Source organism: Provencibacterium massiliense (genome assembly GCF_900169495.1).
GTDB lineage: Bacteria > Bacillota > Clostridia > Oscillospirales > Ruminococcaceae > Harryflintia > Harryflintia acetispora.
On record NZ_FWCH01000012.1, the window covers coordinates 1893166 to 1916711 of the forward strand.

The window sequence follows — 23546 nt, forward strand, 5'->3', positions numbered from 1 at the left end:
TCAGTTAAGAATTCCCGAATCCATCAGCCCCTTCGCCACCTGCTGCATCTTGCCCCGCGCCCGCGCCAGGGTGCGGGAGACACTGGGGGGACTGACCCCCAGCATCCTGGCGATCTCCTTGACCTTCATCCCGTCCAGGTAATAGCAGAGCACCACCTGCCGCTGCCGCTCGGTGACATAGTCGCGCAGGATCAGAGAAAGCAGGGTTTTATACTTCTGGCGCGCCGCGCGGTTGTCCTCCCCCTCCTGGTTAAAGCGGCGCAGGGAAAACAGGTCGAAGTTGTCCACCTTGATCTGCTTTTTGCTCCAAAGATTGAGCGGCATGCCTACACCTCCCGCCTGCCGCTGCCGTCCGCCTGCCGGTAATAGCCCGCCAGGTACCCTCCGATCCTGCGCAGGTCCCCCAGCTCCCGGCGCATGGTTTCGATCCTGCGCTCGAGCAGGAAGGCCGTCTCTCCCCGCGCGGTGCGCAGCTCCCGGCGCAGGAGGACCAGCCGCTCGGAGAGCCGGTCCGCGCCCAGGCGGTATTCATCCGCCAACCGTTCCATTTGCCCCTCCTTTTCTCCGCCCAAAACGTGTGGCAGCTCCCGCGCGGGCGGATAGGCGGCGCTGCCCGGTTTGCTGTTTTTCTTCTGATTGATCTTGACAAACCCCTCCTCTTGACAAAAGAACGTATGTTCTATATAATGGAATGAAAAAGCAGGATCATCTCCTGCAATTATGATTATATCACACGTATTGTGTGTTGTCAAGGAATAATTACCAAATATAGTTGTTATTTCACACAATTTGTGTTATCATATTCACAAAGAGATCATTGGTCCAAGGAGGTGTCCGGCTTGACGCTGGGAGAAAAACTGAAGGTCCTGCGCAGGCGCGAGGGGCTGTCCCAGGCCGAACTGGCCGCGCGGCTGGGGGTGAGCCCCAGCGCTGTGGGGATGTATGAGCAGGACCGGCGCCGCCCCACCCCCGAGCGGCTGGCGCAGCTCTGCCAACTTCTGGGGGTGAGCGCGGATTATTTCCTGGGAAAGGACTACGGGCCGCTGCACGAGCTGGACGACATCCTCTCCCGCCTGCACGACGAGCTGCGGGGCGCGGACACCCTGATGTTCTGCGGCGAAACGCTGGACGAGGGGGACATCGAGGAGATTACCCAGGCGATCCGCTTCGGGGCAAGGCTTGCCTTTGAGCGGCGGCGGGAAAAACGAAAGGACGACAACAGGAAGTGACAGCATGATCGGCGACTGGATCAAGGACGAGGTGCGCTCCTTGGTAAACGAATATGGCACCCGCGACCCCTTCGAGCTCTGCGATGCACTGGGCGTGCGGGTAATTTGCTACCCCCTGCCCGGGCGGGTGGCGGGCTTCTCGCTGCGCTATGGGGAAGAGGCGCAGATCTTTCTCAACGAACGGCTGGAGGAAGAGCTGGAGGCCACCTGCGCGCACGAGCTGGGGCATCTGCGCCTGCATCCGCGCCACAACTCCTATTTCCTGCGCGAGTGCACCTGCTGCGTGCCCGGGCGGTACGAGCGGGAGGCCGACCTCTTCGCGGCGCTTCTGCTCCTTCCCGAGGAGGCCTGGCCCCCGGCGGCCGCGGGCTCCGGGATGTGGCGGCCAGGCGGGCGGCATTCCCTTCCCCCGCGGTTGGCCGAGCTGCTGAGTAGGGAGGCGGGGACTTGAAAAATTCCCCGCTACCGGGTAGAATAGAGGGTAGTAGGATCGTTAAAATACAGCCGCATGACGGTCCGGCGCAAACAACGCCGCAGCGGCAGCGGCAGGGGGTCTCCCATGATAAAGGTAATCGGCGTTGGCGACAACGTAGTGGATTGCTACATCCATCAGAACACCATGTATCCCGGCGGTAACTGCGTGAACATCGCCGCTTTCAGCCGCCAGCTGGGCCACCAGTCGGCTTATCTGGGCGTCCTGGCCGACGACCGCCAGGCCGACGTGCTGCGCCGCGCCCTGACCGACATGGGCGTCGATTTCTCGATGTGCCCGACCATGCACGGCGAGACCGGTCGCTGCAGCACCAACCTGGTTGAGGGCGACCGGGTGATCGGGGACGACAACGACCTGGGGCTCTGCAAGTCGAACCCCCTGCAGATCACCGATGAAATGCTTGAATACATCAAGGGCTTCGACGTGGTGCATTCCAGCTGCTACAGCTTCATCGAGGACCAACTTTGCAAGATCAAGTCCACCGGCGTGCCCATCGTCTACGACTTCTCGGACGGTTGGGAGGAAAAGGACTTCGAGCGCGTCTGCCCGAACATCGACGTCGCGTTCTTCTCGGGCAAGAAGCTCCCGGACGAGGAAATCAAGGGCTATCTCAAAAAGTGTGTCGACGAGCTCGGCTGCCGCCTGGCGATGTGCACCATCGGCAAGCGGGGCGCCTTTATCTACAACGGCCACAAGTTCTTCATCAAGCCCCCCTATAACCTCGAGGGTAAGGTCACCGACACCATGGGCGCGGGCGACAGCTTCCTGACCGGGTTTATGACCACCTACTTCGACGGCCAGCGCATCTTCGAGGCGATGGTCAAGGGCGAGCCCCAGAAGTACACCACCGAGGCCGACCGTCTCGACTACGAGGAATCCCTCATCGAATATTCGATGAGCATGGGCAACCTGATCGCCATCCGCAACTGCTTCGTCTCCGGGGCCTTCGGCCACGGCGAGAAGATCAACTAAAAATAATACATAGAAAGGGGCGCCGCGAAAATTCGCGGCGCCCCTTTCCGGTTTGGTTTATGGGTTTTAGAAGCAATCATATTTAAGGGCCTATTCCAGGTTCAGCCTGCGGGAGAGGATGTAATTGGTCCCGACAAAATAGGCCGCGCCGTAGAAGAGGCAGTAAAGGATCAGCGTACACATGATCAGGTGGGCAGATCCGATCATCCCGACCTGGATGGGCATCCCGTCCAGAACGTGCCCGATCAGCCAGATGCCGATGGTGGTGATGATGTTGGTCACGATGTCGGTGGCGATGAACGCCCCGAAGGCCGCCAGCACCCGGTGCTTGTTAAAGAGCTGGCCCACGCTGATCGAAAAGTAGATGTTGAGGATTCCCATCGCGAGCCCCGCCGCGCACAGGGTGCAGAACTCCAGGATGTACAGGTAGCCGTGTACCCCCATCTGCTGATAAAGCACGGCCAGCGCCCGGGGAATTTCGGCGAACATCCGCAGGTCCTCCCAATCCAGCGCCATGATGAAGACGGTGATCATCGTCACGATCACGCTCGCGACCATCCAGAGGGCGGATACGACCATCTTGGAGACGATGTGCTTCCAGGGCTGCACCGGCAGGGTAAACATCAGATACCCCTCGTCCCCCAGCAAATTTTTATAGAAGCGCTGGATCATTACGAAGAAGGTCAGGATGAAGATCGCGAAGATCAAAATTCCATAGACGGTCGCCGTGGTTCCCAACGTCATGCTGAAAGCCAGGTTGGAGTGGCCCTCCGGGCGGATGGCCATGAAAAAGCGGTTGATGACCGCCAGCAGCACCAGCGCGCCGTAGAGCGGCAGGAAGATGCGCGCCGTGGCCTTGGTTTCATATTTTAGCAGCTTGCCTAACATTTGAACACCTCCCGGAAGAGCTCGTCGACGCTCTTGCCCTGCTCCTCGCGGATCTCATCCACCGACGAGGTCATCACGATCTTGCCGCTTGCAATAAAGATCACATCGTCCAGCACCCGCTCCACGTCCGCGATCAGGTGGGTGGAGATGATCACCGTGGCGTTCTCGCTGTAGTTGGTGATGATGGTGTTGAGGATGTAGTCCCGCGCCGCCGGGTCCACGCCGCCGATCGGCTCGTCGAGCAGGTAGAGTCCGGCTTCCCGGCTCATCACCAGGATGAGCTGGACCTTTTCCTTGGTGCCCTTGCTCATGGTCTTGAGCCGGTCGTTGGGATTGATATCCAGCCTTTCGAGCATCTCCTTGGCCTTTTCCTGATTAAAGTTCTGATAAAAATCCCCGAAGAAGCCCAGCAGGTCGCTCACCCGCATCCAATCAGCCAGATAGGTGCGTTCGGGCAGGTAGCTGACCAGGCTTTTGCTTTCGATGCCCGGGGCCTTCCCATCGATTAAAATTTCGCCGCTCGTCGGGGTCAAGATCCCGCTGGCGAGCTTGATCATGGTTGTTTTGCCGCTTCCGTTCGGCCCGAGCAGGCCGACGATCCGCCCCCGCCCGAGCTGAAGGTCCACCGAGGAAAGCGCTTCCTTCGCGCCGTAGCGTTTGCCGAGTACCTTACACTGCAAGATCGGTGTCATGTCTATCCTCTCCTTCCCTCGCCTGCTCCACCAGGGTGATGGTTTCCTCCCTCGTGAAGCCGATCTGGCCCATCTTGATGAAAAACTCCTTGAGCTGATCCCTAGCCAACAACTCTTTTACAGATTGTATCATAGCCCTGTCCTCCGTAACGAATCTTCCGCTGGTGCGCTGGGTGTAAACCAAGCCGCTGCGCTCCAGCTCTGCCAATGATTTCTGCATGGTGTTCGGGTTGACCGACGCCTCGGCCGCCATATCCCGCACGGCCGGCAATCGCGACCCCGCCGGATACAGGCCCGACACGATCCTGAGCTGAATCTGCTCGATAAGCTGTACGTAGATGGGTCGGTCGGACTTTAGTTCCCAATTCATAGGTCCGCCTCCTTTGTACTATTGTATTAATAGCGTAATACAATAGTACAATTAGATTTTAGTTTTGTCAAGGGTTTTTTGAAAAATTTTTTTATAGTTCCAGCGGGAAGCCTTCAGCGGATAGACCTCGCCATCCTTGCGCGCCTCTGCCGGGTCCTTGGCTGCGCAGTTTCGGATATATTGGAATACCTGCCACCGGCAGAGTGATCTTTTCCGGAAACGAGGGGAACCCCCTCTTGGGGTTTCCCCACTGTCCCAAGCTCTGCTTGGGACATGGCCACTGGAGGCTCGATTCCCCCTCCCCGCGCTTAGAAGTCTTTGAAAACGCGGGCTGAGCGTTTCCGGGAGCACAAAAGTACTTTCGCGAATTGGGAGCGGCGGCTCGCCGCCCCGCGCTTCGCTGCGCTTTAAGACCGTGGGGCGCTGCCCCACGCCCCGCCAAAGGGTCATTGACCCCTTGGAACCCTAGAATTCGGACTGCGCAAAAACGCAGCGGGAATTTCCCGCTGCGTTTTTTGTTCGTTTTTCGCCGCTCGCATTCAGGACGCGGGCTGAGCATGTCTATTCTTGTACGTTAGGCGTTTCGCGAATCGGGAGCGGCGGCTCGCCGCCCGTGCCGTCCGCGCCCTCCTGGGGGCTTTGCTGCTCTCCGCCGGGTTCTTCGCCCTGCGGCTCGCCAGTCTCTTCTTCGCCACCCTCATCCTCTTCCTCGTGCGGGGCGCGCGCCAGGGAGACCACCTTGGAGTCCGGACCGATCCGCATCGTCTTTACACCGCCGCCGTACCGCGACTGCACCGTGATCTGCTCCACCGGTACCCGGATGATAACCCCGTCGTCGGTGATCAGGATCAAATCGTCGTCCTCGTCCACCATCTTAATCCCCGCGACCGCGGTCTCCTTCTTCTCGGCCTTGTAGTTGGTGATGCCCTTGCCGCCGCGGCTCTGCAGCCGGTAATCCTCGATCGGCGTGCGCCGCCCGAGCCCGTTTTCCGCAATGGTCAGCAGCGTCGCATCCTCGCGCACCTGCTCCATCCCCACGACCTCGTCCTCGTCTCCGAGGTTTAAGGCCTTTACGCCGCGCGCGGTACGTCCGAGCGGGCGGGCGTCGCTTTCATTAAAGCGGATGGCCATTCCCTTGCGGGTCGCCACCACCAGCTCGTCCTCGCCGCCGGTCAGGCGCACCCAAGCCAGCTCGTCGTCCTCATCCAGGCTGATGGCGATCAGCCCGATCTTGCGCACGTTCTTGAACGCGCTGAGCGCCGTGCGCTTGATGATCCCCCGCTTGGTCACCATAGTCAAATACTTGTCCTGCTCGATGTCGTCCACTTGGATCATTGCCGATACCTTTTCCCCCTCGTCGAGCTGGAGGAGATTGACAATATTGGTGCCCCGGCTGGCACGGGAACCCTCGGCGATCTCATAGCCCTTGAGGCGGAAAACCCGGCCCTTGCTGGTGAAGAACATGATATAGTCATGGGTGGAGCAGATAAACAGCTCCTCCACGAAGTCCTCCTCCCGCCGCGTCATCCCAGACACCCCGCGGCCGCCGCGTCGCTGGGTGCGGTAAACGTCCATCACCTGGCGCTTGATGTAACCGTAGTGGGTCAGGGTGATCACGCAGTCCTCGACCGGGATGAGGTCCTCGATGTCCATCTCCCCGCTGATCGCAAGGATTTCGCTGCGGCGGGGGTTGTTGAATTTGTTTTTGACCTCCAGCAGCTCCTTGCGGATGATGTCGTAGACCTTCCCCTCGTCCCCGAGAATTTCAGTCAGCTCCTGGATCAGAATTTGCAGGTTGCCCAGCTCGTCCTCGATCTTCTTGCGCTCCAGTCCGGAAAGCTGCCCAACGCGCATCGCCACGATGGCGGCCGCCTGCAGATCGGAAAACGCGAAGCGCTCGATCAGCGCGGCCTTGGCGCCGGGGATATCGGGCGCGCCGCGGATGATGCGGATCACCTCGTCGATAAAGTCGATCGCCTTCTTGAGGCCTTCGAGGATGTGGGCGCGGTCCTGCGCCTTCCTGAGATCGAACCGCGTGCGCCGGATGATGACCTCTTTTTGATGCTTTAAGTACTCGGTGAGCATGGCCTTGAGGGTCAGGATCCTCGGCTGCCCGTCCACCAGGGCGAGCATGATGACCCCCACCGTATCCTGCAGCGGGGTGAAGGTATAGAGCTGGTTTAAGATCACCTGCGCGTTGGCATCCCGCCGCAGCTCGACCACGATCTTGGTGCCGTTGAGGTTGCTCTCGTCCCGCAGCGCGGTGATGTTCTCCACCCGCTTGTCCTTGACCAGGTCAGCGATGGCGGTGACGATCCTATTTCGGGTGACCATATAGGGGGTCTCGGTGATCACGATGCGCTGCTTGCCGTTTTTCATCTCCTCAATGTCGGCCTTGCCGCGCAGGATGATCTTCCCCCGCCCGGTCGCATAGGCCGCACGGATCCCGCTGCGCCCCATGATCTGGCCGCCGGTCGGGAAGTCCGGGCCCTGGACGAACTCCATGAGCTCGGCGAGCTCGGCGTCCGGGTTGTCGATCAGGTGGATGGTGGCGTCGATCACCTCGCCCAGGTTGTGGGGCGGGATGTTGGTGGCCATACCGACCGCGATGCCCGCCGAGCCGTTCACCAGCAGGTTCGGGAAGCGCGCCGGCAGCACCGACGGCTCGGTGGTCGAGTCGTCGTAGTTGGGCACGAAGTCCACCGTATCCTTTTCGATGTCGGTCAGCATATGCACCGCGACCTTGCTCATCTTGGCCTCGGTATAACGCTGGGCAGCCGGCGGGTCCCCGTCCATCGAGCCGAAGTTACCCTGGCCGTCCACCAGCGGATAGCGCATCGAGAAGGTCTGCGCCAGGCGCACCAGCGCGTCGTAAACGGAAGCGTCGCCGTGGGGGTGGTAACTACCGAGCACGGCGCCCACGGTGTAAGCCGACTTGCGGTAGGCCTTCTCCGGGGTGATCCCTTCGTCGTACATGGTGTAGAGGATGCGCCGGTGCACCGGCTTGAGCCCGTCGCGCACATCCGGCAGGGCGCGGGAGGTGATGACCGACATCGAATAGTCGATGAAGGACTTTTTCATCTCCTTGCGGATTTCTACGGGAATGACCTTGGTGCCGCCGTCCCCGCCATCCCCGCCTTCTTCCTCCATTGGATCGCGGGAGAGCTCGTTGTCGTTTATCTCGTTGCTCATTTTCTGGATTCATTCCTTTCGCAGGCTGACTTTATGCGCAATACTTGTAATCCTTCCCAAGCCGCTCGCGCAGAAGGGTGCCGATCTGCACCTGCTGTTCCTCGCTGAGCGTCTCCTTGGGCACCGCAAAGGCCCGGCTGTCCCGGTAGCGGATGGAATAAAAGTCCTCAAATTCGTGGACGGTCACCTTTTCGTGCCACTCCACCCGCCGGGTCTCGTTGGGGAAATCGATGACGAAGCCCTCCTCCTGGAAGGTGAAGCCGAACGCGGTCCCGTCGGCCAATATCTGCCGCGCGGCGCGCCGGTTTCCGGTCGCGGTGTTGTAGCCGATCATCCCGATCATCACCGCGCAGAGAATCGTCATCAGCACCGGGCCGAGCTTGCTCTCCGCGCGCGGGATGGTCAACGCGTAGTTAACCGCCAGCAGCACCAGCAGGCAGATGAAAATGACATGCCGGTTATAGGAGCCGTTGTGCCGGTCGGACAGGTTCAGCCACCCGATCAGCTGGCCCTCCTCCAGAGGAAACCGTAAAGACAGGTCCCCCGTCCAGGGCAGCTTCTTCGGCTTTTGGAGCGGCGCGTCGTTTGCGTAGTCGTTTTGCGGTGCGGGATTCTTCTTTTGATCGTCCATCCGGCATCCTCCTCCTGTCCGGGTCAGATATCGAGATTGACGACATACTTGGCGTTGGTCTCGATAAATTCGCGCCTGGGCTGCACCTTGTCCCCCATCAGGATGGTGAAGATCTCGTCGGCCGCCATGGCGTCCTCCATCTCCACCTTGAGCATGGTACGGTTGCTCGGATCCATGGTGGTCTCCCACAGCTGCTGGGGGTTCATTTCACCAAGGCCCTTGTACCGCTGGATCGGCACGTTTGTCGCATCGGTCCGGTCGGGATACAGCTCCCTGACGTATTCGTCGCGCTGGTCCTCGTCGAAGGCGTAGCGGATTTTTTTGCCGCGCGAAACCTTATAGAGCGGGGGCTGCGCGATATAGACGTGCCCCCCCTCGATCAGCGGGCGCATGTAGCGGAAGAAGAAGGTCAGCAGCAGGGTGCGGATGTGCGAGCCGTCAACATCGGCATCCGCCATGATGACCACCTTGCCGTAGCGCAGCTTGGTGAGATCGAATTCGTCCCCGATCCCGCAGCCGAGCGCGGTGACCACCGGCATGAGCTTGTCGTTGCCGTAGACCTTGTCAATGCGCGCGCGCTCCACGTTGAGCATCTTGCCCCAGAGCGGAAGGATGGCCTGGATCTTGCTGTCCCGCCCTTCCTTCGCGCTGCCTCCGGCCGAATCTCCCTCCACAATGAAAAGCTCGGTGCTCTCAGGATTCTTTTCCGAGCAGTCGGAGAGCTTCCCCGGCAGGCTCATCCCGTCGAGCGCCGACTTGCGCCGGGTCGCCTCGCGCGCCTTCTTGGCGGCCTCGCGCGCCCGCGAGGCGGTGAGGGCCTTGTCGAGGATGGTCCTGGCCACCGCCGGGTTCTCCTCAAAGAAGGTGGAGAGCTTGTCGTAGACCATCGAGTCTACCACCCCACGCATCTCGGTGTTGCCGAGCTTACTCTTGGTCTGACCCTCGAACTGCGCATCCGTGAGCTTGACCGAGATGATGGCGGTCAGCCCCTCGCGCACGTCCTCGCCCGAGAGGTTCTTGTCCTTCTCCTTGAGGATGTTGTTTTTTCTGGCATAGTCGTTGAAGACCCGGGTGAGGGACCGCTTGAAGCCGTCCTCATGGGTGCCCCCCTCGGGAGTGTGGATGTTGTTGGCGAACGAGAGGATATTTTCATTGTAGCTGTCGTTGTATTGCAGCGCCACCTCGGCGGTGCAATCCTCCTTCTCCACGCCGAAGTAGATCACCTCGTCGTGCAGTACCTCAAGGCTGCGGCGCTTATGGATATGCTCGACAAAGCTCTTAATGCCGCCCTCGTACTGCATGCTCTCCCGCACCGGCTCGCTCTGGCGCTGATCGGTCAGGGTGATCCTGATCCCCGCGTTTAAGAAGGCCTGCTCCCGCAGGCGGGTCTCGAGCACGTCGAATTCATAATCGGTGGTCTCGAAGATTTCGCTGTCCGCCTTGAAGGCGACGTTGGTGCCGGTCTTGTCGGTGTCTCCCACAATTTTCAGGTCGTCCACCGCCTTACCCCGCTCGAAGCGCTGGTAATAGCGATGCTTCCCGTCGCAGACCTCGACCTCCAGCCACTCGGACAGGGCGTTGACCACCGAGGCGCCAACGCCGTGCAGGCCGCCCGATACCTTGTATCCGCCGCCACCGAACTTACCGCCCGCGTGCAGCACGGTGAAGACGACCGTCACCGCCGGGATGCCGAGCTTCGGCTGGATGCCGACCGGGATGCCCCGCCCGTCATCCGAGACCTTGATGATGTTCCCCGGCAGAATGTCCACCTCGATGTGGGTACAGTAGCCGGCGAGCGCCTCGTCGATCGAGTTGTCCACCACCTCGTAGACCAGGTGATGCAACCCTCTCGGCCCGGTCGAGCCGATGTACATGCCCGGGCGTTTTCTGACCGCCTCCAGCCCCTCCAGGACCTGGATTTGGCCGCCGCCGTATTCTTCGTTGTTGGGAGTATTCGCCACGTTTCGTTCCTCCGTCTCTTTTCTAGGATACAATATCTCTTTCCCGAGATGTTGATATTCAGCCAGTGTAAAGGTCTTAACAGTTTAGAAACAGGAAAAGTCCTTTAAAAAACCGGTCCGCTTGCGCAGAGTCGCGCTTGAAATCTGAGAAATATACACAACCGTCTCCTCGTCCTCCTGGCAGACCACAAAAGATTTGGGCAGCTCGCTGGATACGTTGACCACCCTTCCCTGCTGCTGCGCGGTGGTTAAGAAATCCTTTGAGGATTTTTTGACGGTGGAGTTTTCAATGTCAAAGATGCCGATGATGTCGCAGAGCCGGATCACGATCTCCTGCCCCAGATGAAGGTACATATGCTATGCCTCCCCGCCTTTGATGGCGCCGTTTTCGATCAGGAAAGAGCGCCCGCTTTGCAGGACATGGAAAATATCCTCCTCGCAGCAGGTGATAAACACCTGGCGCTCGCCGATCCGATTGAGCAGGTAATCCCGGCGGCTGTGGTCCAGCTCGCTCATCACATCGTCGAGCAGGATGACCGGTACCTTTCCCATACTTTCCTCTATTATGCCACATTCTGCCAATTTTAATGCCAGCACACAGCTGCGCTGCTGGCCCTGGGAGCCGTAAAGCCGGGCGCTGAGCCCTCCCAACGTGATCGCCAGGTCGTCCCGGTGAATTCCCACCGAGGTGACCCCCTGGCGAATGTCCTCCGCGCGGTGCGCGCGCAGAGCCTTTTCAAGCTCCCCGCGCAGCTTCGGCAAGTCCCAGTCAGGGTCGTATCCTTCGACCGAGCACTGGTAGGAAACGTTCATCTCCTCGCGGCCCTTGGAAATCCCCTCGTATACCTCTTTGGCGGCCTGCCCGATCCGCGCGATATATCGCTGGCGCAAAAGCATGACCTGCGCGCCTGCGCGCACCAGGTTCTGATCCCAGATTTCCAGGGTATCCAGCAGCTCGCTGTGGTACTGCACGTCCCGCAGCAGCGCATTACGCTGAAACAGAGCCTTTTGATAATAGGAAAGCGCGCTGTTATAGGAGGGCAGCAGTTGGCCGATCGCCGTATCAAGAAAGCGCCGCCGCTCGGACGGTCCGTCCTTGACCAAGGAGAGATGGACCGGGGAAAATACCACCGCAGGCAGGACACCGCACAGGTCGGACATCGCATCCCGTTTGATCTCGTTGACCCATACGCCCCGTTTTCCGCCCAACGTAAGGCTTGCGCTCTGATCGCGCCCTTCGCTGAAAAACTCGACCGTAAGGCGCGCATTCTCCTGTCCGAAGCGGACCATCTCGCTCTCCCGCGCGCCGCGAAAGCTCTTCATTCCGCTGAACAGCCAGACCGCCTCGATCAGATTGGTCTTTCCTTGGGCGTTCTCGCCGTGAATGAGGTTGATCCCCTCGCCGGGCCGAAGTTCGAGTTGCTCGATGTTGCGGAAGTTTTGCAGCGCGATCCTCTTGATCCTCACGCCGAGGTGACCTCGATGAGCACATCCAGCCCCACCTGGACCGTCATGCCGGGGCGCACCTTTTTGCCCCGCTGGACGACGGTCTCCCCATCAAGGGTTATTTCTCCCTGCTCGATGATTTCCTTGGCCATCCCGCCGGTATCCGCCACCCCGGCAAATTTTAAAAGGGAATCCATTTTAATGTATTCGGTTCGGATGGGCACCTTGATTTTTTGCATATGGTCTCCTTTATTCGCTCTTCAGCCTGACCGGCAGCACCAGGAAGAGGAAGCCGTCCGATTCTTTGGGCACCACCTTCATCGGGGAGAGCGGGCCGTTGACCTGGAGCAGGACCTCGTCGCTGCTGCAAGCGCGCAACGCATCCAGCAGATATTTGCTGTTAAAGCCCATATCCACGTCGTCGCCGGTCTTTTTACAGGCAATTTCATCGTGCGCCTTGCCGATGGTGGTGGAGCAGGAGGATTTGATCACCTCGTCGAGAAAGCTTACCTTGAGCGGAGAGCGCAGCTTATCCGAGATCAGCAGCGAGATGCGCTCGATGCTGTCGATAAAGGCCCTGGTGGAAATCAGAATCTCGGTGGTCTGGTCGGCCGGGATGGCCGCCTTATAATCGAGAAACTCTCCTTCCAGCAGCCGGGAGATGACAAAATACCCTTCAATATGGAAGATAATATGCTTTTTGGAAATGGTGAGAGAGATCTGCTTTTCCGGATCGCCCAGGAGCTTGGAAACCTCGGACAGGGTCTTGCCCGGCACCACGAAGCTGACATCCTCCCCGACCTTGACCGGCTCCCGGCGCAGGGCAAGGCGGTAGCCGTCGACCGAGACGACGGTGAGCACGCTCTCCTTGATATCAAAAAGGGAGCCCTTGTGAACCGGCTTGGCGTCGCTGACCGCCACCGCAAAGAGGGTCTGGTCGATCATCGACTTGAGCGCGCCCGCCTCCATTTCAAGCAGCGGCTCGCCGCTGACGGTGGGCAGCTCGGGGAACTCCTGCGGATCCAGCCCCAAAATGGTGTATTCGGCCGCGCCGCTGACGATCTGGGTCAACAGCTTTTCGTCGCTGGAGATCTCGATCACCTCGTAAGGCATGCGGCGGATCATGTCCGAAAGCAGCCGCGCCGAGAGGATGATTTCACCCTCGCTCTCGACCTTGGCATCGATGGTGGTGGTGATCCCAAGCTCCAGGTCGTACCCGGTCAGGGAAAGGGAATCCCCCTTGGCCTGCAGCAGGATGCCTTCCAGCGCCAGGATGGTCGATTTGGAGGATACCGCCCGTGAGACGTTGGTGACCGCGTCACAGAGCTTATCTTTATTGCAGATGACTTTCATATGTTACCTTCTTTCTGTCCCCTCAAAGAGAGACCGAAGTTTTTAACAGCAAAGGAAGCGGGGAAAATCGCGAGAAAAGAAAAGAATATATTTTAGTAGTAATAGTAGGGGCCGCGCAAAAGTGGATGAGAGCCCTGAAATGGCTTGATTGTGCCGTTTTGAGGCAATAAGAGTATCTTGAAACGGGAAGGGATAATTTGTTTAGAGGTTGAAAGAGGTTTTAAAAATTCACAGGGCAGTGGAAAAGAGCCTTTAAAGAGGGATAATTTGTGGAAAAGAATGGGCAAAACCAAAAAAGAGCAGTAAATTCTTCACAAAAGAACCTGATGGTGGAAAGGTGAAAAACAAAAATAGTGGAAACTCAATTGTTGCGGATGTTTTTGATGATGTCCTCAATGGTTTCCTTATAGACCGAATCGTGCTGCATGTTTTTTTCCACCTGCTGGATGGCGTAAACGATGGTGGAGTGGTCCCGCCCACCGAATTCCTCACCGATGGCCGACATCGACATCTGGGTGATCTCCCGCACGATGTAAATGGCGATCTGCCTTGCACTGGATATTTGAGCTGAGCGCTTGTTGGAGCGGATGTCCTGCGCGGAGACCGAATAGGTGCGGCTGACCTCCGAGATGATCCGCTCGACGGTGACCGGGATGGGCTGGTTGTCGTTGAGGATGTCCCGGATGGCGTTTTGGGCGATCAGGATGGAGGGCGGGGTATGGGCCAGCTCCTCATAGGCGATGATCTTTTTGACCGCGCCCTCGAGCTGGCGGATATTGTTCTTGAGGCGGTTTGCTATGTATTCGGCCACCTCGTCCGGCATAGTGGAGCCCAGCAGCTGTGCCTTACGCCGGATGATGGCGATGCGCGTCTCGAAATCGGGCGGCTGGATATCCGCCAAAAGCCCCCATTCAAAGCGGGTGCGCAGCCGGTCTTCCAGGGTTTTGATCTCCTTGGGCGGCCGGTCCGAGGTCAGGACGATCTGCTTGCCGGCCTGGTAGAGGGTATTGAAGGTATGGAAGAATTCCTCCTGGGTGCTCTCCTTGCCGCCGATAAATTGGATATCGTCCACCAGAAGCACGTCGGCCATCCGGTACTTGTCATGGAACTCCTTGGTCGTTTGGGTGGCGATGGCGTTGATCAGCTCGTTGGTGAATTCCTCACCCTTGGCGTAGATGATTTTTTTCTGGGGGGAATTCTTTTGAATTTCATTGCAGATGGCGTAGAGCAGATGGGTTTTGCCAAGCCCCGAGGCGCCGTAGATAAACAGGGGATTATAGGTGCTCGCCGGATTGGCCGCCACTGCCAGGGAGGCCGCGTGGGCGAATTTGTTGGACGGGCCGATGATGAAGGTGGAGAAGGTGTACTCATAGTCCCCATTCCCGGAGGGCTTGGACAGGAAGGGCGCCTCCGGCTCGGGGGCGGGAGAAAGATCGGGCTGGCAGACGATTTCAACCTTTACTTCAAAGCCAAGCACATTTTCAAAGGCGGTGGCCAGAAGCCCCAGATACCGCTCTTCGAGAATTTTCTTTTTGAAATCGGTCTTGACACCGAGATATGCGGTGGACCCTTCGAGCTTGAGCGGCTCAATGTCCTTGATCCAGACCTTGTGGGCAACCTCGCTGATCTCGCCCTTGCAGTATTCGCTGACCAGCTCGAAAACTTCGTGAAAGGATTCCATTCTAATATGACCCTCCAAAGGATGAAAAGCAAAATTTAAGTTGGGAAAAGACTGCGAAAAAGGGGTGGAATCACGGTGGAAAAATAAAAGTCAACCGTTTTTCAACCTCTTTATTTTATCATAAAAGGGACGGGCGTTCAAGTTTTTCAACGGGGTAATTTGCTATATATATAAATAATGTAGAAACTTTATTATACTAAAGCACTTTTCCAAAAATCCCGCGCAAACGGCTTGACAGAGGGGAATGGTTCGGATATAATATTACCTTGCAAGGTTTTGCCTCGAAGGGAGGGGAACAGGATGCTTAGAACGTATCAGCCCAAGAAGATCCATCGTAAAAAAGAGCATGGCTTCCGCAAGAGAATGGCTACCAAGAACGGCCGCAAGGTACTCGCCCGCAGACGTTCAAAGGGAAGAGCCCGTCTGAGCTACTAATGACCTGACCACAGACATTGTGGTCTTTCATTTTATTGCGTTCTTTCGAAAAAAACGGATGGCGCAGTAAAAGGGGTTCCGTTGTGGGACAAGCTGGCGTGCCGAAAACGGCGCGCAAATAAGGGGCTTTGCTATGCCGCAGACCGTAACACTGAGTGAAAATCGGGATTTTAAGCGGATCTATGCAAAGGGGAAAAGCAGAGTGCACGCTCTGCTTGTTACCTATGCCATGAAAAACCGCCTTGGCATCGCCCGGGTCGGGGTGGTGTCCTCGAAGAAGATCGGCAAGGCCGTCAGCCGCAACCGTGCGCGCCGCGTGGTGCGCGCCGCGTTGCGGGAGTGCGGTGAAATCCCGGCCGGTTGGGACGTGGTCTTTGTCTGCCGGGTCAAGACGGTGTACAGCAAATCGACCAGGATCGTCCCGGTCATGAAACGGCAGCTCGGCGAGCTGCTGCCGCAGGCCGCCGCAAGGATGGCGGATGAAAGAACGTTATGAAAAAGCTGTTGCTGGCGCTCATCCAATTTTATCGAAAGCACATTTCTCCTTATAAGCCTGCCTGCTGCAGGTTCTATCCAACCTGTTCCTCATATGCTCTGCAAGCGGTATCTGAATACGGAGCAATCAGGGGCGGGTTTCTTTCGATGAAACGGATCCTGCGCTGCAATCCTCTCTTTAAAGGCGGCTATGATCCGGTGCCGCCAAAGCAGGAGCAGAAAAACAGGAAGAAACAGCCGCAACAATAGGCGGCTATCATTGGCTTTGCTCCATACCAAACTTGTCTTCTGCCTGAGTGCCGGGCGGCGGGCAAAGACGGAGGTCAACATGAGTTTTATCAATGCGATATTCGGCTACCCGCTCGGTTGGATCATGTGGCTGCTCTACAAGGTCGTGCCGATCTACGGGCTTGCGCTGATCCTCTTCACCTTGATCACCAAGCTGGCCATGGTCCCGCTGATGATCAAGCAGCAAAAATCGATGGCCAAGCAGGCCGCCTTCCGTCCGCGGATGGAAGAGATCCAGAACAAGTATAAAAACAATAAAGAGAAAATGAACGAAGAGATGATGAAGCTGTATGAGGAGGAGGGCTTCAACCCGATGTCCGGGTGCCTCCCCATGCTCATCCAGTTCCCCATCCTTTTCGGTTTGATCGACGTCATCTATCATCCCCTCAAGCACATCATGCGCTTTTCGGGCGAGATGATCACCCAGGCGACCGATATCGTCAACAACCTCGGGCTGACGGTAAACCCCTACAGCTCGGAAATCAGCGTCATCAATGCGGTGCAGCAGAACCCCGGCGCCTTCTCCTCGATGGGTTCGGATTTTGTCAGCAAGATCCAGGACTTCAACTTTGTGTTCCTCGGGATCGACCTGTCACAGGTGCCGACCTTTACATTAAACCTGCTCATCCTTATCCCGATCCTGTCGGGCGTCACCTCGGTGATGCTTTCGATGGCCTCCATCCGGCAGAGCAAGGCCACCATGGGCGAGAACGCCGCGGGCAGCGGGATGACCAATGCCATGATGTGGGCCATGCCGCTGATGTCTCTGTTCATCGCATTCCAGGTTCCGGCGGGCGTGGGTATGTACTGGATTTTGACCAACCTCTTCTCCTTTGTGCAGACCGTGCTGCTCAACAAGTTCTATAACCCCAAGGAGATGGCTGAAGCGGCCGCCGCTGAGGCGGAGAGAAAGCGGGAGGAAGCCCGCCAGCAGAAGATCGAGGCCAAGAAAAAGCTCAAGGAAGGCAAGGTTGAGGAGAAGGAAGTCGAAGAGGCCCTTTCTCAAAAAGAGATCAACCGCCGCAAGCTGGCCGAGGCCAGGCGCCGCGACGCCGAACGGTACGGCGAGGAATACGTGGAAGTCACGGATGAGGACCTGAAATAGAAAGAGGTGGAAAAGCGGTGCAAAACGAGATCATTATGACGGCCAAAACGGTGGACGAAGCGCTCGAGCGCGCCTATGAAGAGATGGGCGCCACCAGTGACGAGACCAGCTTTGAAATTTTGCAGATGCCGAAAAAGGGATTTCTCGGCCTGCGCAACATACCTGCCAAGGTGCGCGTCTACCGCCTCGAGGCCGAGGAGCCGGCAAAGCCGATGAAGGAGAGCCCGAAACCGGCGGCGCCCCAAAAGGAAGCGCCCAAGCGGGAGAAAAAGGAGTCGCAGCCCCGCCCGCCGAAGAAGGCGGCTCCCGTGCAGCAAAAAGAGGCTCCCGCGCCCAAAGCGGAGCCTGTCGCGGCCGAGGAGCCCCTCGAGGAGCTGGAGCTCAGCGAAAAGGCGAAGGTCGCCGCCCAGTATGTGGGTGAAATCCTTGAGCAGATGGGCGTGAAGAACGCGGTGGTGACCCCCCGCCAGACCAGGGAAAGCATTGAAATCCGCCTTGAAGGGGACGGCTTGGGCGTGATCATCGGCCGCCGCGGCGAGACGCTGGATGCGGTCCAGTATTTGACCTCCCTGGTTGCCAACCGGATGGGCGGCGACTATATGCGCATCTCGATCGATTCGGGCGATTACCGGAAAAAGCGCGCCGAGACGCTGGAGCGTCTGGCCACCAAGCTTGCCAGGAATGCGGTCAAGACCGGACGCTCCACCAAGCTCGAGCCGATGAACCCTTATGAGCGCAGGATCATCCATGCGGCGGTTTCCAAGGTGGAGGGCGCTACCTCCTCGTCGATCGGCGAAGAGCCCAACCGCCGGGTGGTCATCTCCTCGAAGAACCCCCGTAAGCGCACCGATGCGCCGAAGGAGGGCCGTTCTGCCGGCGGCAGCCGCCGCGGCGGGGAGCGCAGCCGCTCCCGCAGCCCGCGGGAAAACCGGGAGCCACGTGAGCGGCAGGAACGCGAGGGGCGCCAAGGGAATGCGCAGCCGGTGATACCGGGAGCGCGGATCGACGATCAGATCACGGCCGAGGAGCTGGCAAGGCTCAATCCCCCGCCCGCACTGAAGACCGAGAAGCCGCAGGTACAGGCCCCAGCCGTGGAGGAGGAGCCGCAGATGCCCCTCTACTCCCAGATCGATTTACCAGAATAATCAGTTTCCCTGCAGGGAACAAGTTTTGGCAACGGAAGTTTCTTGTAAGAGAAACTTCCGTTTTCTTATTGGAGGTGTACCATGGATTCACAGACTACCATTGCGGCGATTTCGACCCCCCTCTCCCCCGCCGGGATCGGGATGGTGCGCCTGTCCGGCCCACACGCGCTGGATATTGCACAGCGGCTCGTCCGCCCGGCCGATCCGAAGCGCTCCCCCGCCTCCCTGCCGGGTTACAGCGGGCTGTATGGCCGGGTTTACGACCAGGACGGGGAGTTTGACGAGGCGGTGGTTTTCGTCTACCGTGCGCCCAAGAGCTATACCGGCGAGGACGTGGCCGAGGTCTGCTGCCATGGCGGTGCCTATCTGCTCAGACGGACCCTCAGCCGATGTTTTCAGCTGGGGGCTTCTCCCGCGGGTCGGGGGGAGTTTACCAAGCGTGCCTTTTTAAACGGCAAGCTCTCCCTTACCCAGGCGGAGGCGGTTGCCGGATTGATCGCCGCACAGGGGAGCCAGTCGGCCGCGGCGGCGCTGGCGGCGCGCGACGGTGCGCTGCAGCAAAGGATTGAGCGGATCGCACAGAATCTTGTCCATCTGAGCGCTTCGCTTGCGGCCTGGATCGACTATCCCGACGAGGAGCAGGACGCCGTCTTTGGGGAGCAGTTGGCCGCCCAGATGCGGAAGGAGCGACAGGAGCTGCATGGCCTTTTGGAAGGCTATGAAAGAGGCCGGCTTTTCCGGGACGGGATCGTCACCGCCATTGTCGGTAAGCCGAATGTGGGAAAATCCACCCTAATGAACCTCCTCGCCGGGCGGCAGAAGAGCATCGTGACCGCCATTCCCGGCACCACCCGGGATGTGGTGGAGAGCCGGGTGATGCTCGGGGACATCCTGCTCGAGCTGGCTGACACCGCCGGAATCCGGGAGACCGACGACCCGGTGGAGGCCGCGGGGGTGGATCTCGCGCGCAGCACGGCAAGAACGGCCCAGCTGGTCATAGTGGTGCTGGACAGCACTGACCGGCTACAGGATGAAGATAGGAAAATACTGGAAGAATTGTCCAGAAAACCGGCCATCGCGGTCATCAACAAGACCGATGCCGGGCAGAACATTGCGCCGCAGGAAGTTTTTCCCTACGTGCGGGAGACGGTGGCGATGTCCGCCCAGAGCGGGGATGGGGTACAGCAGCTCGAGGAGGCGGTGCTGCGGGTGATGGAGCTCGATCAGCTCACGCCGGGACAGGATCTCCTGATCAGCGAGCGGCAGCTTCTCTGCGCGCAGGCGGCGCACGACCAGCTGGCCGAGGCGCTGGAAGCGCTGGAAAACGGGATGACCTTCGATGCCATCAACGTCTGCCTGGACTGTGCGCTGGACGAGCTGCTGGTGCTCACCGGCCAGCGGGCGAGCGAGGCGGTGGTGGACGAGGTGTTCTCCAAATTCTGTGTGGGAAAGTAAAACGGAGGAATCGTTTTGGAATATCAGGCGGGAAATTATGATGTTGCGGTGATCGGCGCGGGCCACGCGGGGGTGGAGGCCGCGCTTGCCGCCGCGCGGCTGGGTGCGCACACCGTGCTCTTCACCATGTCGCTGGACGCGATCGCCAACATGCCCTGTAACCCCTCAATCGGCGGGACGGCCAAGGGCCATCTGGTGCGGGAGATCGATGCGTTGGGCGGCGAGATGGGGAAGGCGGCGGACGCCACCTTTTTGCAGAGCCGGATGCTCAACCGCGGAAAGGGGCCGGCGGTGCACAGCCTGCGGGTCCAGTCCGACCGGCGGGCCTATCACGCCTATATGAAACAGGCGGTCGAATCCCAGCCGGGGCTGGACCTGCGCCAGGCCGAGATCGTAGACATTCGCGCCAAGGATGGGCGGGTGCGGGAGGTGGTGACTGCGATGGGAGCCGTCTACCGGGTAGGGGCGGCCATCGTCTGTTCGGGGACCTACCTGCGGGGAAAAATCTTTGTGGGGGAGTATACCGCTGCCAGCGGCCCGGACGGGATGCACCCCTGCAATACCCTGAGCGCCTCGCTCGAAAGGCTGGGGCTTCGGCTGCGTCGCTTCAAGACCGGGACCCCCGCGCGGGTGCATCGCAGGAGCATCGATTTTACACAGCTTCAGGAGCAGCCGGGCGACGAACCGGTGGTCCCCTTCTCCTTCACCACCAAGGGAGAGCTGCACAACAAGGTGCTCTGCCACATCGGGTATACCAACGGGAGAACCCACGAAGTGATCCGAGAAAATCTCCACCGTTCCCCGCTCTACGGTGGAAAGATTGAGGGGATCGGGCCGCGGTACTGCCCGAGCATCGAGGACAAGGTGGTCCGTTTTTCAGACAAGCCCCGCCACCAGTTCTTTGTCGAGCCGATGGGCGAGGATACCGAGGAGATGTACCTGCAGGGGCTCTCCTCTTCCCTGCCCGAGGAGGTGCAGGTTGCGCTCTACCGGACCATTGAAGGGCTGGAACAGGTTGAAATTATGCGGGACGCTTACGCGATCGAGTACGACTGCGTGGACCCGCTGCAGCTGCGGCCCACCCTGGAGTTTCTTCCGGTGCGGGGGCTCTACGGCGCGGGGCAGTTTAACGGCACCTCGGGCTACGAGGAGGCGGCCGCCCAGGGCCTGATCGCCGGGATCAATGCGGCACGCCAGGTGCAGGGAAAGGAAGCGTTCGTGCTGGAACGCGCCTCCTCCTATATCGGCACCTTGATCGACGACCTGGTGACCAAGGGCTGCCAGGACCCCTACCGGATGATGACCTCCCGCTCGGAGTACCGGCTGCTGCTGCGGCAGGACAATGCGGACATCCGGCTCACCCCGCTCGGGCATGCGGTTGGGCTGATCAGTGCGGAGCGCTACGGGGAGTTTTTGGAGAAGGTGGCCGCGCGCGACCAGGAGCTGGAGCGCCTGAAAAGGCGGGTACTGGCGCCGGATGAGCGCCTCAACGAGATGCTTGTTTCACATGAAACAGCCCCGATTTCCACCGGCACCACCATGGCGGCCTTGCTGCGCCGTCCGCAGATCAGCTACCGGGATATTCTCCCCTTTGATGGTGAAGCCCCTTCCCTGCCGGACGCGGTGATCGAGCAGGTGGAGGTCGAGATCAAGTACGAGGGGTATATCAAAAAGCAGCTCGCCCAGGTGGAGCAGGCCCGGCGGTTGGAAAGCAGGCTGCTGCTCGAGGGGATCGACTACAGCGAGGTTTCCGGCCTGCGGCTGGAGGCCGCCGAGAAGCTGCAAAAGATCCGGCCGCGCAGCCTGGGACAGGCGAGCCGGATTTCCGGGGTAAGCCCGGCGGACGTCTCTATTTTAATTATCTATCTGGAGAGCAAACGCAGGAAGGGGGAATCCCGAGATGATTCCGAATGAACTTCTGCTCGGCTGGTGCCGAGATTATGGGATCGAGCTGCCGCAGGGCGCGATTGACAGGCTGGACCGGTACGCCGAGTTTTTGGTGGAGTACAATGAGAAGGTCAACCTTACGGCCATCACCGAGCCGCAGGAGATCGCCTGCAAGCATTTCCTGGACAGCCTGCTGCTTTTAAAGGCGGCGAACCTTCCTAAGGGCGGCAGCCTGATCGACGTCGGCACCGGCGCGGGATTTCCCGGGGTACCGGTGCGTCTGGCGCGGGAGGACATTTCCCTCACTTTGCTGGACAGCCTGGGCAAGCGGATCACCTTTTTAAGCCAGCTCTGCGAGCGCTTGGGGCTCCAGGCGGACTGTATCCATGCGCGGGCGGAGGAGGGCGGCCAAAACCCTGAGCTGCGGGAACGCTTCGACCTGGCCACGGCGCGGGCGGTAGCGAATCTCAGCAATCTCTGCGAATACTGCCTCCCCTTCGTCAGGGTGGGCGGCATATTCGCCGCTTTAAAGTCCAAGGGTGCAGAAGAGGAGGCCGGGGCGGCGGGAAATGCGATCCGCCTGCTGGGCGGCAAGCTGGAGGGGATCGAGCACTTTACCCTGCCGGACGGGAGCGAGCGAAACATCATACTGATCAAGAAAATATCGCAGACTTCGGCAAAATATCCCCGGCCCGCCGCCAAAATTGCAAAAAAGCCGCTGTGAAAAAACAGATTGCAGCGCAACAAGCAGAATTTTGCGATCAAAAAGAATGGAAATAAATGGAATAATCTGTTACAATCCTATTGTGGACAAGCAATAGGATTTTTTGTTGTAAGAGAATGACATCTTATAACCGGCAGATTGGAGGCGGGCGGATGCAACAGATTCCGGACGGCAGGGTGGTCAACAATGTGGTGCTTCTTCCAGTGGAGCACATCGTTCCCAACCCCGACCAGCCCCGCCGGGTGTTTGGCGAGCAGGCGCTGCTCGAGCTGGCCCAAAGCATCGCGCAAAACGGCCTGCTCCAGCCGATCAGCGTGCGGGAGCGGGCGCCGGGAGAATATCAGCTGATCGCCGGCGAACGGCGGCTTCGCGCTTTCCGCAAGCTGGGCTACAGCGTGATCCCGGCCATTGTGGAGGAGATGGATGACTACGCCAGCAAGACGCTGGCGCTGATCGAAAACCTCCAACGGGCCGACCTCAACTTTTTTGAGCAGGCCGAGGCGATGGCCTCCCTGCTGCAGGAGCATGGGCTCTCCCAAGCGCAGCTGGCCGAGCGGCTTGGGATGGCGCAGTCCACCGTGGCCAACAAGCTGCGGCTTCTGCGCTTTGCGCCGCTGGTGCGGCGCAAAATTCAGGAAAACGGCCTCACCGAGCGGCACGCGCGCTGTCTGCTCCAGATTTCCGGGGAGCGGCGGCAGCTCGAGGTGATTGCAGTCATTGCCCAGCGCCAGCTCAACGTGGCCCAGACCGAGCGGTATATCGCTTCCCTACTCGAAAGCCACGGCCCCAAGCCCACCCGCATCTTTATCCTCAAGGATGTGCGGATTTTTCTGAACACCATCAACAAGGCGGTCGAGACGATGAAGCTCGCCGGGATTCCCGCTGTAACCCAGCAGAGCGAGGATGACGAGTATATCAACCTGACGGTGCGCATCCCCAAAAAGCATGCCCAGCGCAGCCGTACCTCGGCCTGAAACTCGGCTATAACCGAACCGGTTTTAGCATAACTCACATTCCCTGGCTGATTACCGAAAGGGCCGTTTTGCCGCGGCCCTTTTGGTATTTTGATAAGCGGGTCCGAGGTTTTTTGACCTTTGGCCCGTT

General features: G+C 59.2%; 26 protein-coding genes. 13 read left to right on the forward strand and 13 right to left on the reverse strand.

Annotated elements, in window-relative coordinates; translation table 11 throughout:
- On the reverse strand, nt 1-324 hold the full coding sequence (locus tag B5477_RS14160) for a sigma-70 family RNA polymerase sigma factor (RefSeq protein WP_079700282.1): 324 nt from the start codon (nt 322-324) through the stop codon (nt 1-3).
- Nucleotides 325-326: 2 nt separating this feature from the next.
- Entirely contained in the window at nt 327-548 is a 222-nt protein-coding gene (locus tag B5477_RS14165; RefSeq protein ID WP_079700283.1) for a hypothetical protein, read from the reverse strand.
- 291 nt (nt 549-839) lie between these two features.
- Here B5477_RS14165 and B5477_RS14170 point away from each other — a divergent pair, with 291 nt between their 5' ends.
- From B5477_RS14170 to B5477_RS14180, 3 genes are all read left to right on the forward strand, one after another.
- On the forward strand, nt 840-1229 hold the full coding sequence (locus tag B5477_RS14170) for a helix-turn-helix domain-containing protein (RefSeq protein WP_159449070.1): 390 nt from the start codon (nt 840-842) through the stop codon (nt 1227-1229).
- Nucleotides 1230-1233: 4 nt separating this feature from the next.
- The gene (locus tag B5477_RS14175; protein ID WP_079700285.1) at nt 1234-1680 is read left to right on the forward strand and encodes an ImmA/IrrE family metallo-endopeptidase; all 447 of its coding nucleotides are present in this window, start codon (nt 1234-1236) and stop codon (nt 1678-1680) included.
- A gap of 108 nt (nt 1681-1788) precedes the next feature.
- Nucleotides 1789-2694 (forward strand): PfkB family carbohydrate kinase, encoded by a 906-nt coding sequence (locus B5477_RS14180; RefSeq protein WP_159449071.1) that lies wholly within the window; start codon nt 1789-1791, stop codon nt 2692-2694.
- A gap of 90 nt (nt 2695-2784) precedes the next feature.
- Here the strand turns inward: B5477_RS14180 and B5477_RS14185 are convergent, their stop codons facing one another.
- From B5477_RS14185 to B5477_RS14195, 3 genes are read right to left on the reverse strand one after another with little or no spacing between them, the layout of a single operon-like run.
- Nucleotides 2785-3582, reverse strand: coding sequence for a hypothetical protein (locus B5477_RS14185; protein WP_079700287.1), 798 nt, complete (start codon nt 3580-3582; stop codon nt 2785-2787).
- Nucleotides 3576-4274 carry an ABC transporter ATP-binding protein gene (locus tag B5477_RS14190; RefSeq protein WP_079700288.1) on the reverse strand — a complete coding sequence of 233 codons (699 nt, stop codon included), beginning with the start codon at nt 4272-4274 and terminating at the stop codon, nt 3576-3578. Before B5477_RS14190 ends, B5477_RS14185 begins: the two co-directional genes overlap by 7 nt.
- The gene (locus B5477_RS14195) at nt 4252-4644 is read right to left on the reverse strand and encodes a GntR family transcriptional regulator (protein ID WP_079700289.1); all 393 of its coding nucleotides are present in this window, start codon (nt 4642-4644) and stop codon (nt 4252-4254) included. The genes B5477_RS14190 and B5477_RS14195 overlap by 23 nt, the downstream gene beginning before the upstream one ends.
- Before the next feature lie 78 nt (nt 4645-4722).
- Between B5477_RS14195 and B5477_RS15490 the strand changes: the two genes are divergently transcribed.
- Nucleotides 4723-4851 (forward strand): helix-turn-helix domain-containing protein, encoded by a 129-nt coding sequence (locus tag B5477_RS15490; protein ID WP_159449072.1) that lies wholly within the window; start codon nt 4723-4725, stop codon nt 4849-4851.
- A 354-nt stretch (nt 4852-5205) separates the two neighbouring features.
- On the opposite strand, the gene gyrA is transcribed toward B5477_RS15490, so the two are convergent.
- From gyrA to dnaA, 8 genes are all read right to left on the reverse strand, one after another.
- The gene (gene gyrA, locus B5477_RS14205) at nt 5206-7794 is read right to left on the reverse strand and encodes a DNA gyrase subunit A (protein WP_079700511.1); all 2589 of its coding nucleotides are present in this window, start codon (nt 7792-7794) and stop codon (nt 5206-5208) included.
- 73 nt (nt 7795-7867) lie between these two features.
- Complete coding sequence (locus B5477_RS14210) at nt 7868-8467, reverse strand: YcxB family protein (protein ID WP_079700291.1); 600 nt, start codon at nt 8465-8467, stop codon at nt 7868-7870.
- Nucleotides 8468-8490: 23 nt separating this feature from the next.
- Nucleotides 8491-10428 carry a DNA topoisomerase (ATP-hydrolyzing) subunit B gene (gene gyrB / locus B5477_RS14215; protein WP_117507676.1) on the reverse strand — a complete coding sequence of 646 codons (1938 nt, stop codon included), beginning with the start codon at nt 10426-10428 and terminating at the stop codon, nt 8491-8493.
- A gap of 84 nt (nt 10429-10512) precedes the next feature.
- Nucleotides 10513-10782, reverse strand: a complete 270-nt coding sequence (gene remB, locus B5477_RS14220; RefSeq protein ID WP_079700293.1) for an extracellular matrix regulator RemB — start codon at nt 10780-10782, stop codon at nt 10513-10515.
- 3 nt (nt 10783-10785) lie between these two features.
- Nucleotides 10786-11895 carry a DNA replication/repair protein RecF gene (recF, locus tag B5477_RS14225; RefSeq protein WP_079700294.1) on the reverse strand — a complete coding sequence of 370 codons (1110 nt, stop codon included), beginning with the start codon at nt 11893-11895 and terminating at the stop codon, nt 10786-10788.
- On the reverse strand, nt 11892-12113 hold the full coding sequence (locus tag B5477_RS14230; protein WP_079700295.1) for an RNA-binding S4 domain-containing protein: 222 nt from the start codon (nt 12111-12113) through the stop codon (nt 11892-11894). The genes recF and B5477_RS14230 overlap by 4 nt, the downstream gene beginning before the upstream one ends.
- Before the next feature lie 10 nt (nt 12114-12123).
- Complete coding sequence (dnaN, locus tag B5477_RS14235) at nt 12124-13227, reverse strand: DNA polymerase III subunit beta (RefSeq protein WP_079700296.1); 1104 nt, start codon at nt 13225-13227, stop codon at nt 12124-12126.
- A 361-nt stretch (nt 13228-13588) separates the two neighbouring features.
- The gene (gene dnaA, locus B5477_RS14240; RefSeq protein WP_079700297.1) at nt 13589-14908 is read right to left on the reverse strand and encodes a chromosomal replication initiator protein DnaA; all 1320 of its coding nucleotides are present in this window, start codon (nt 14906-14908) and stop codon (nt 13589-13591) included.
- A gap of 300 nt (nt 14909-15208) precedes the next feature.
- On the opposite strand from dnaA, the gene rpmH reads away from it, so the two are divergent.
- The 9 genes from rpmH (at nt 15209) to B5477_RS14285 (ending at nt 23416) form a co-directional block, all read left to right on the forward strand.
- The gene (gene rpmH / locus B5477_RS14245; protein WP_079700298.1) at nt 15209-15343 is read left to right on the forward strand and encodes a 50S ribosomal protein L34; all 135 of its coding nucleotides are present in this window, start codon (nt 15209-15211) and stop codon (nt 15341-15343) included.
- Nucleotides 15344-15476: 133 nt separating this feature from the next.
- Nucleotides 15477-15839 (forward strand): ribonuclease P protein component, encoded by a 363-nt coding sequence (gene rnpA, locus B5477_RS14250; RefSeq protein ID WP_079700299.1) that lies wholly within the window; start codon nt 15477-15479, stop codon nt 15837-15839.
- The gene (yidD, locus tag B5477_RS14255; RefSeq protein WP_079700300.1) at nt 15836-16087 is read left to right on the forward strand and encodes a membrane protein insertion efficiency factor YidD; all 252 of its coding nucleotides are present in this window, start codon (nt 15836-15838) and stop codon (nt 16085-16087) included. Before rnpA ends, yidD begins: the two co-directional genes overlap by 4 nt.
- A gap of 79 nt (nt 16088-16166) precedes the next feature.
- Nucleotides 16167-17231 (forward strand): YidC/Oxa1 family membrane protein insertase, encoded by a 1065-nt coding sequence (locus B5477_RS14260; RefSeq protein ID WP_159449073.1) that lies wholly within the window; start codon nt 16167-16169, stop codon nt 17229-17231.
- Nucleotides 17232-17248: 17 nt separating this feature from the next.
- Nucleotides 17249-18376: an RNA-binding cell elongation regulator Jag/EloR gene (gene jag, locus B5477_RS14265; protein WP_079700302.1), complete on the forward strand. Its 1128-nt coding sequence runs from the start codon at nt 17249-17251 to the stop codon at nt 18374-18376.
- Between the two features lie 81 nt (nt 18377-18457).
- Entirely contained in the window at nt 18458-19831 is a 1374-nt protein-coding gene (gene mnmE, locus B5477_RS14270; RefSeq protein WP_079700303.1) for a tRNA uridine-5-carboxymethylaminomethyl(34) synthesis GTPase MnmE, read from the forward strand.
- 15 nt (nt 19832-19846) lie between these two features.
- A complete protein-coding gene (mnmG, locus tag B5477_RS14275) occupies nt 19847-21745 on the forward strand; it encodes a tRNA uridine-5-carboxymethylaminomethyl(34) synthesis enzyme MnmG (protein WP_079700304.1) in 1899 nt (632 codons plus the stop codon).
- Nucleotides 21732-22442, forward strand: coding sequence for a 16S rRNA (guanine(527)-N(7))-methyltransferase RsmG (gene rsmG, locus B5477_RS14280; RefSeq protein WP_079700305.1), 711 nt, complete (start codon nt 21732-21734; stop codon nt 22440-22442). Before mnmG ends, rsmG begins: the two co-directional genes overlap by 14 nt.
- Before the next feature lie 152 nt (nt 22443-22594).
- On the forward strand, nt 22595-23416 hold the full coding sequence (locus B5477_RS14285; protein WP_079700306.1) for a ParB/RepB/Spo0J family partition protein: 822 nt from the start codon (nt 22595-22597) through the stop codon (nt 23414-23416).
- Nucleotides 23417-23546: the final 130 nt, after the last annotated feature.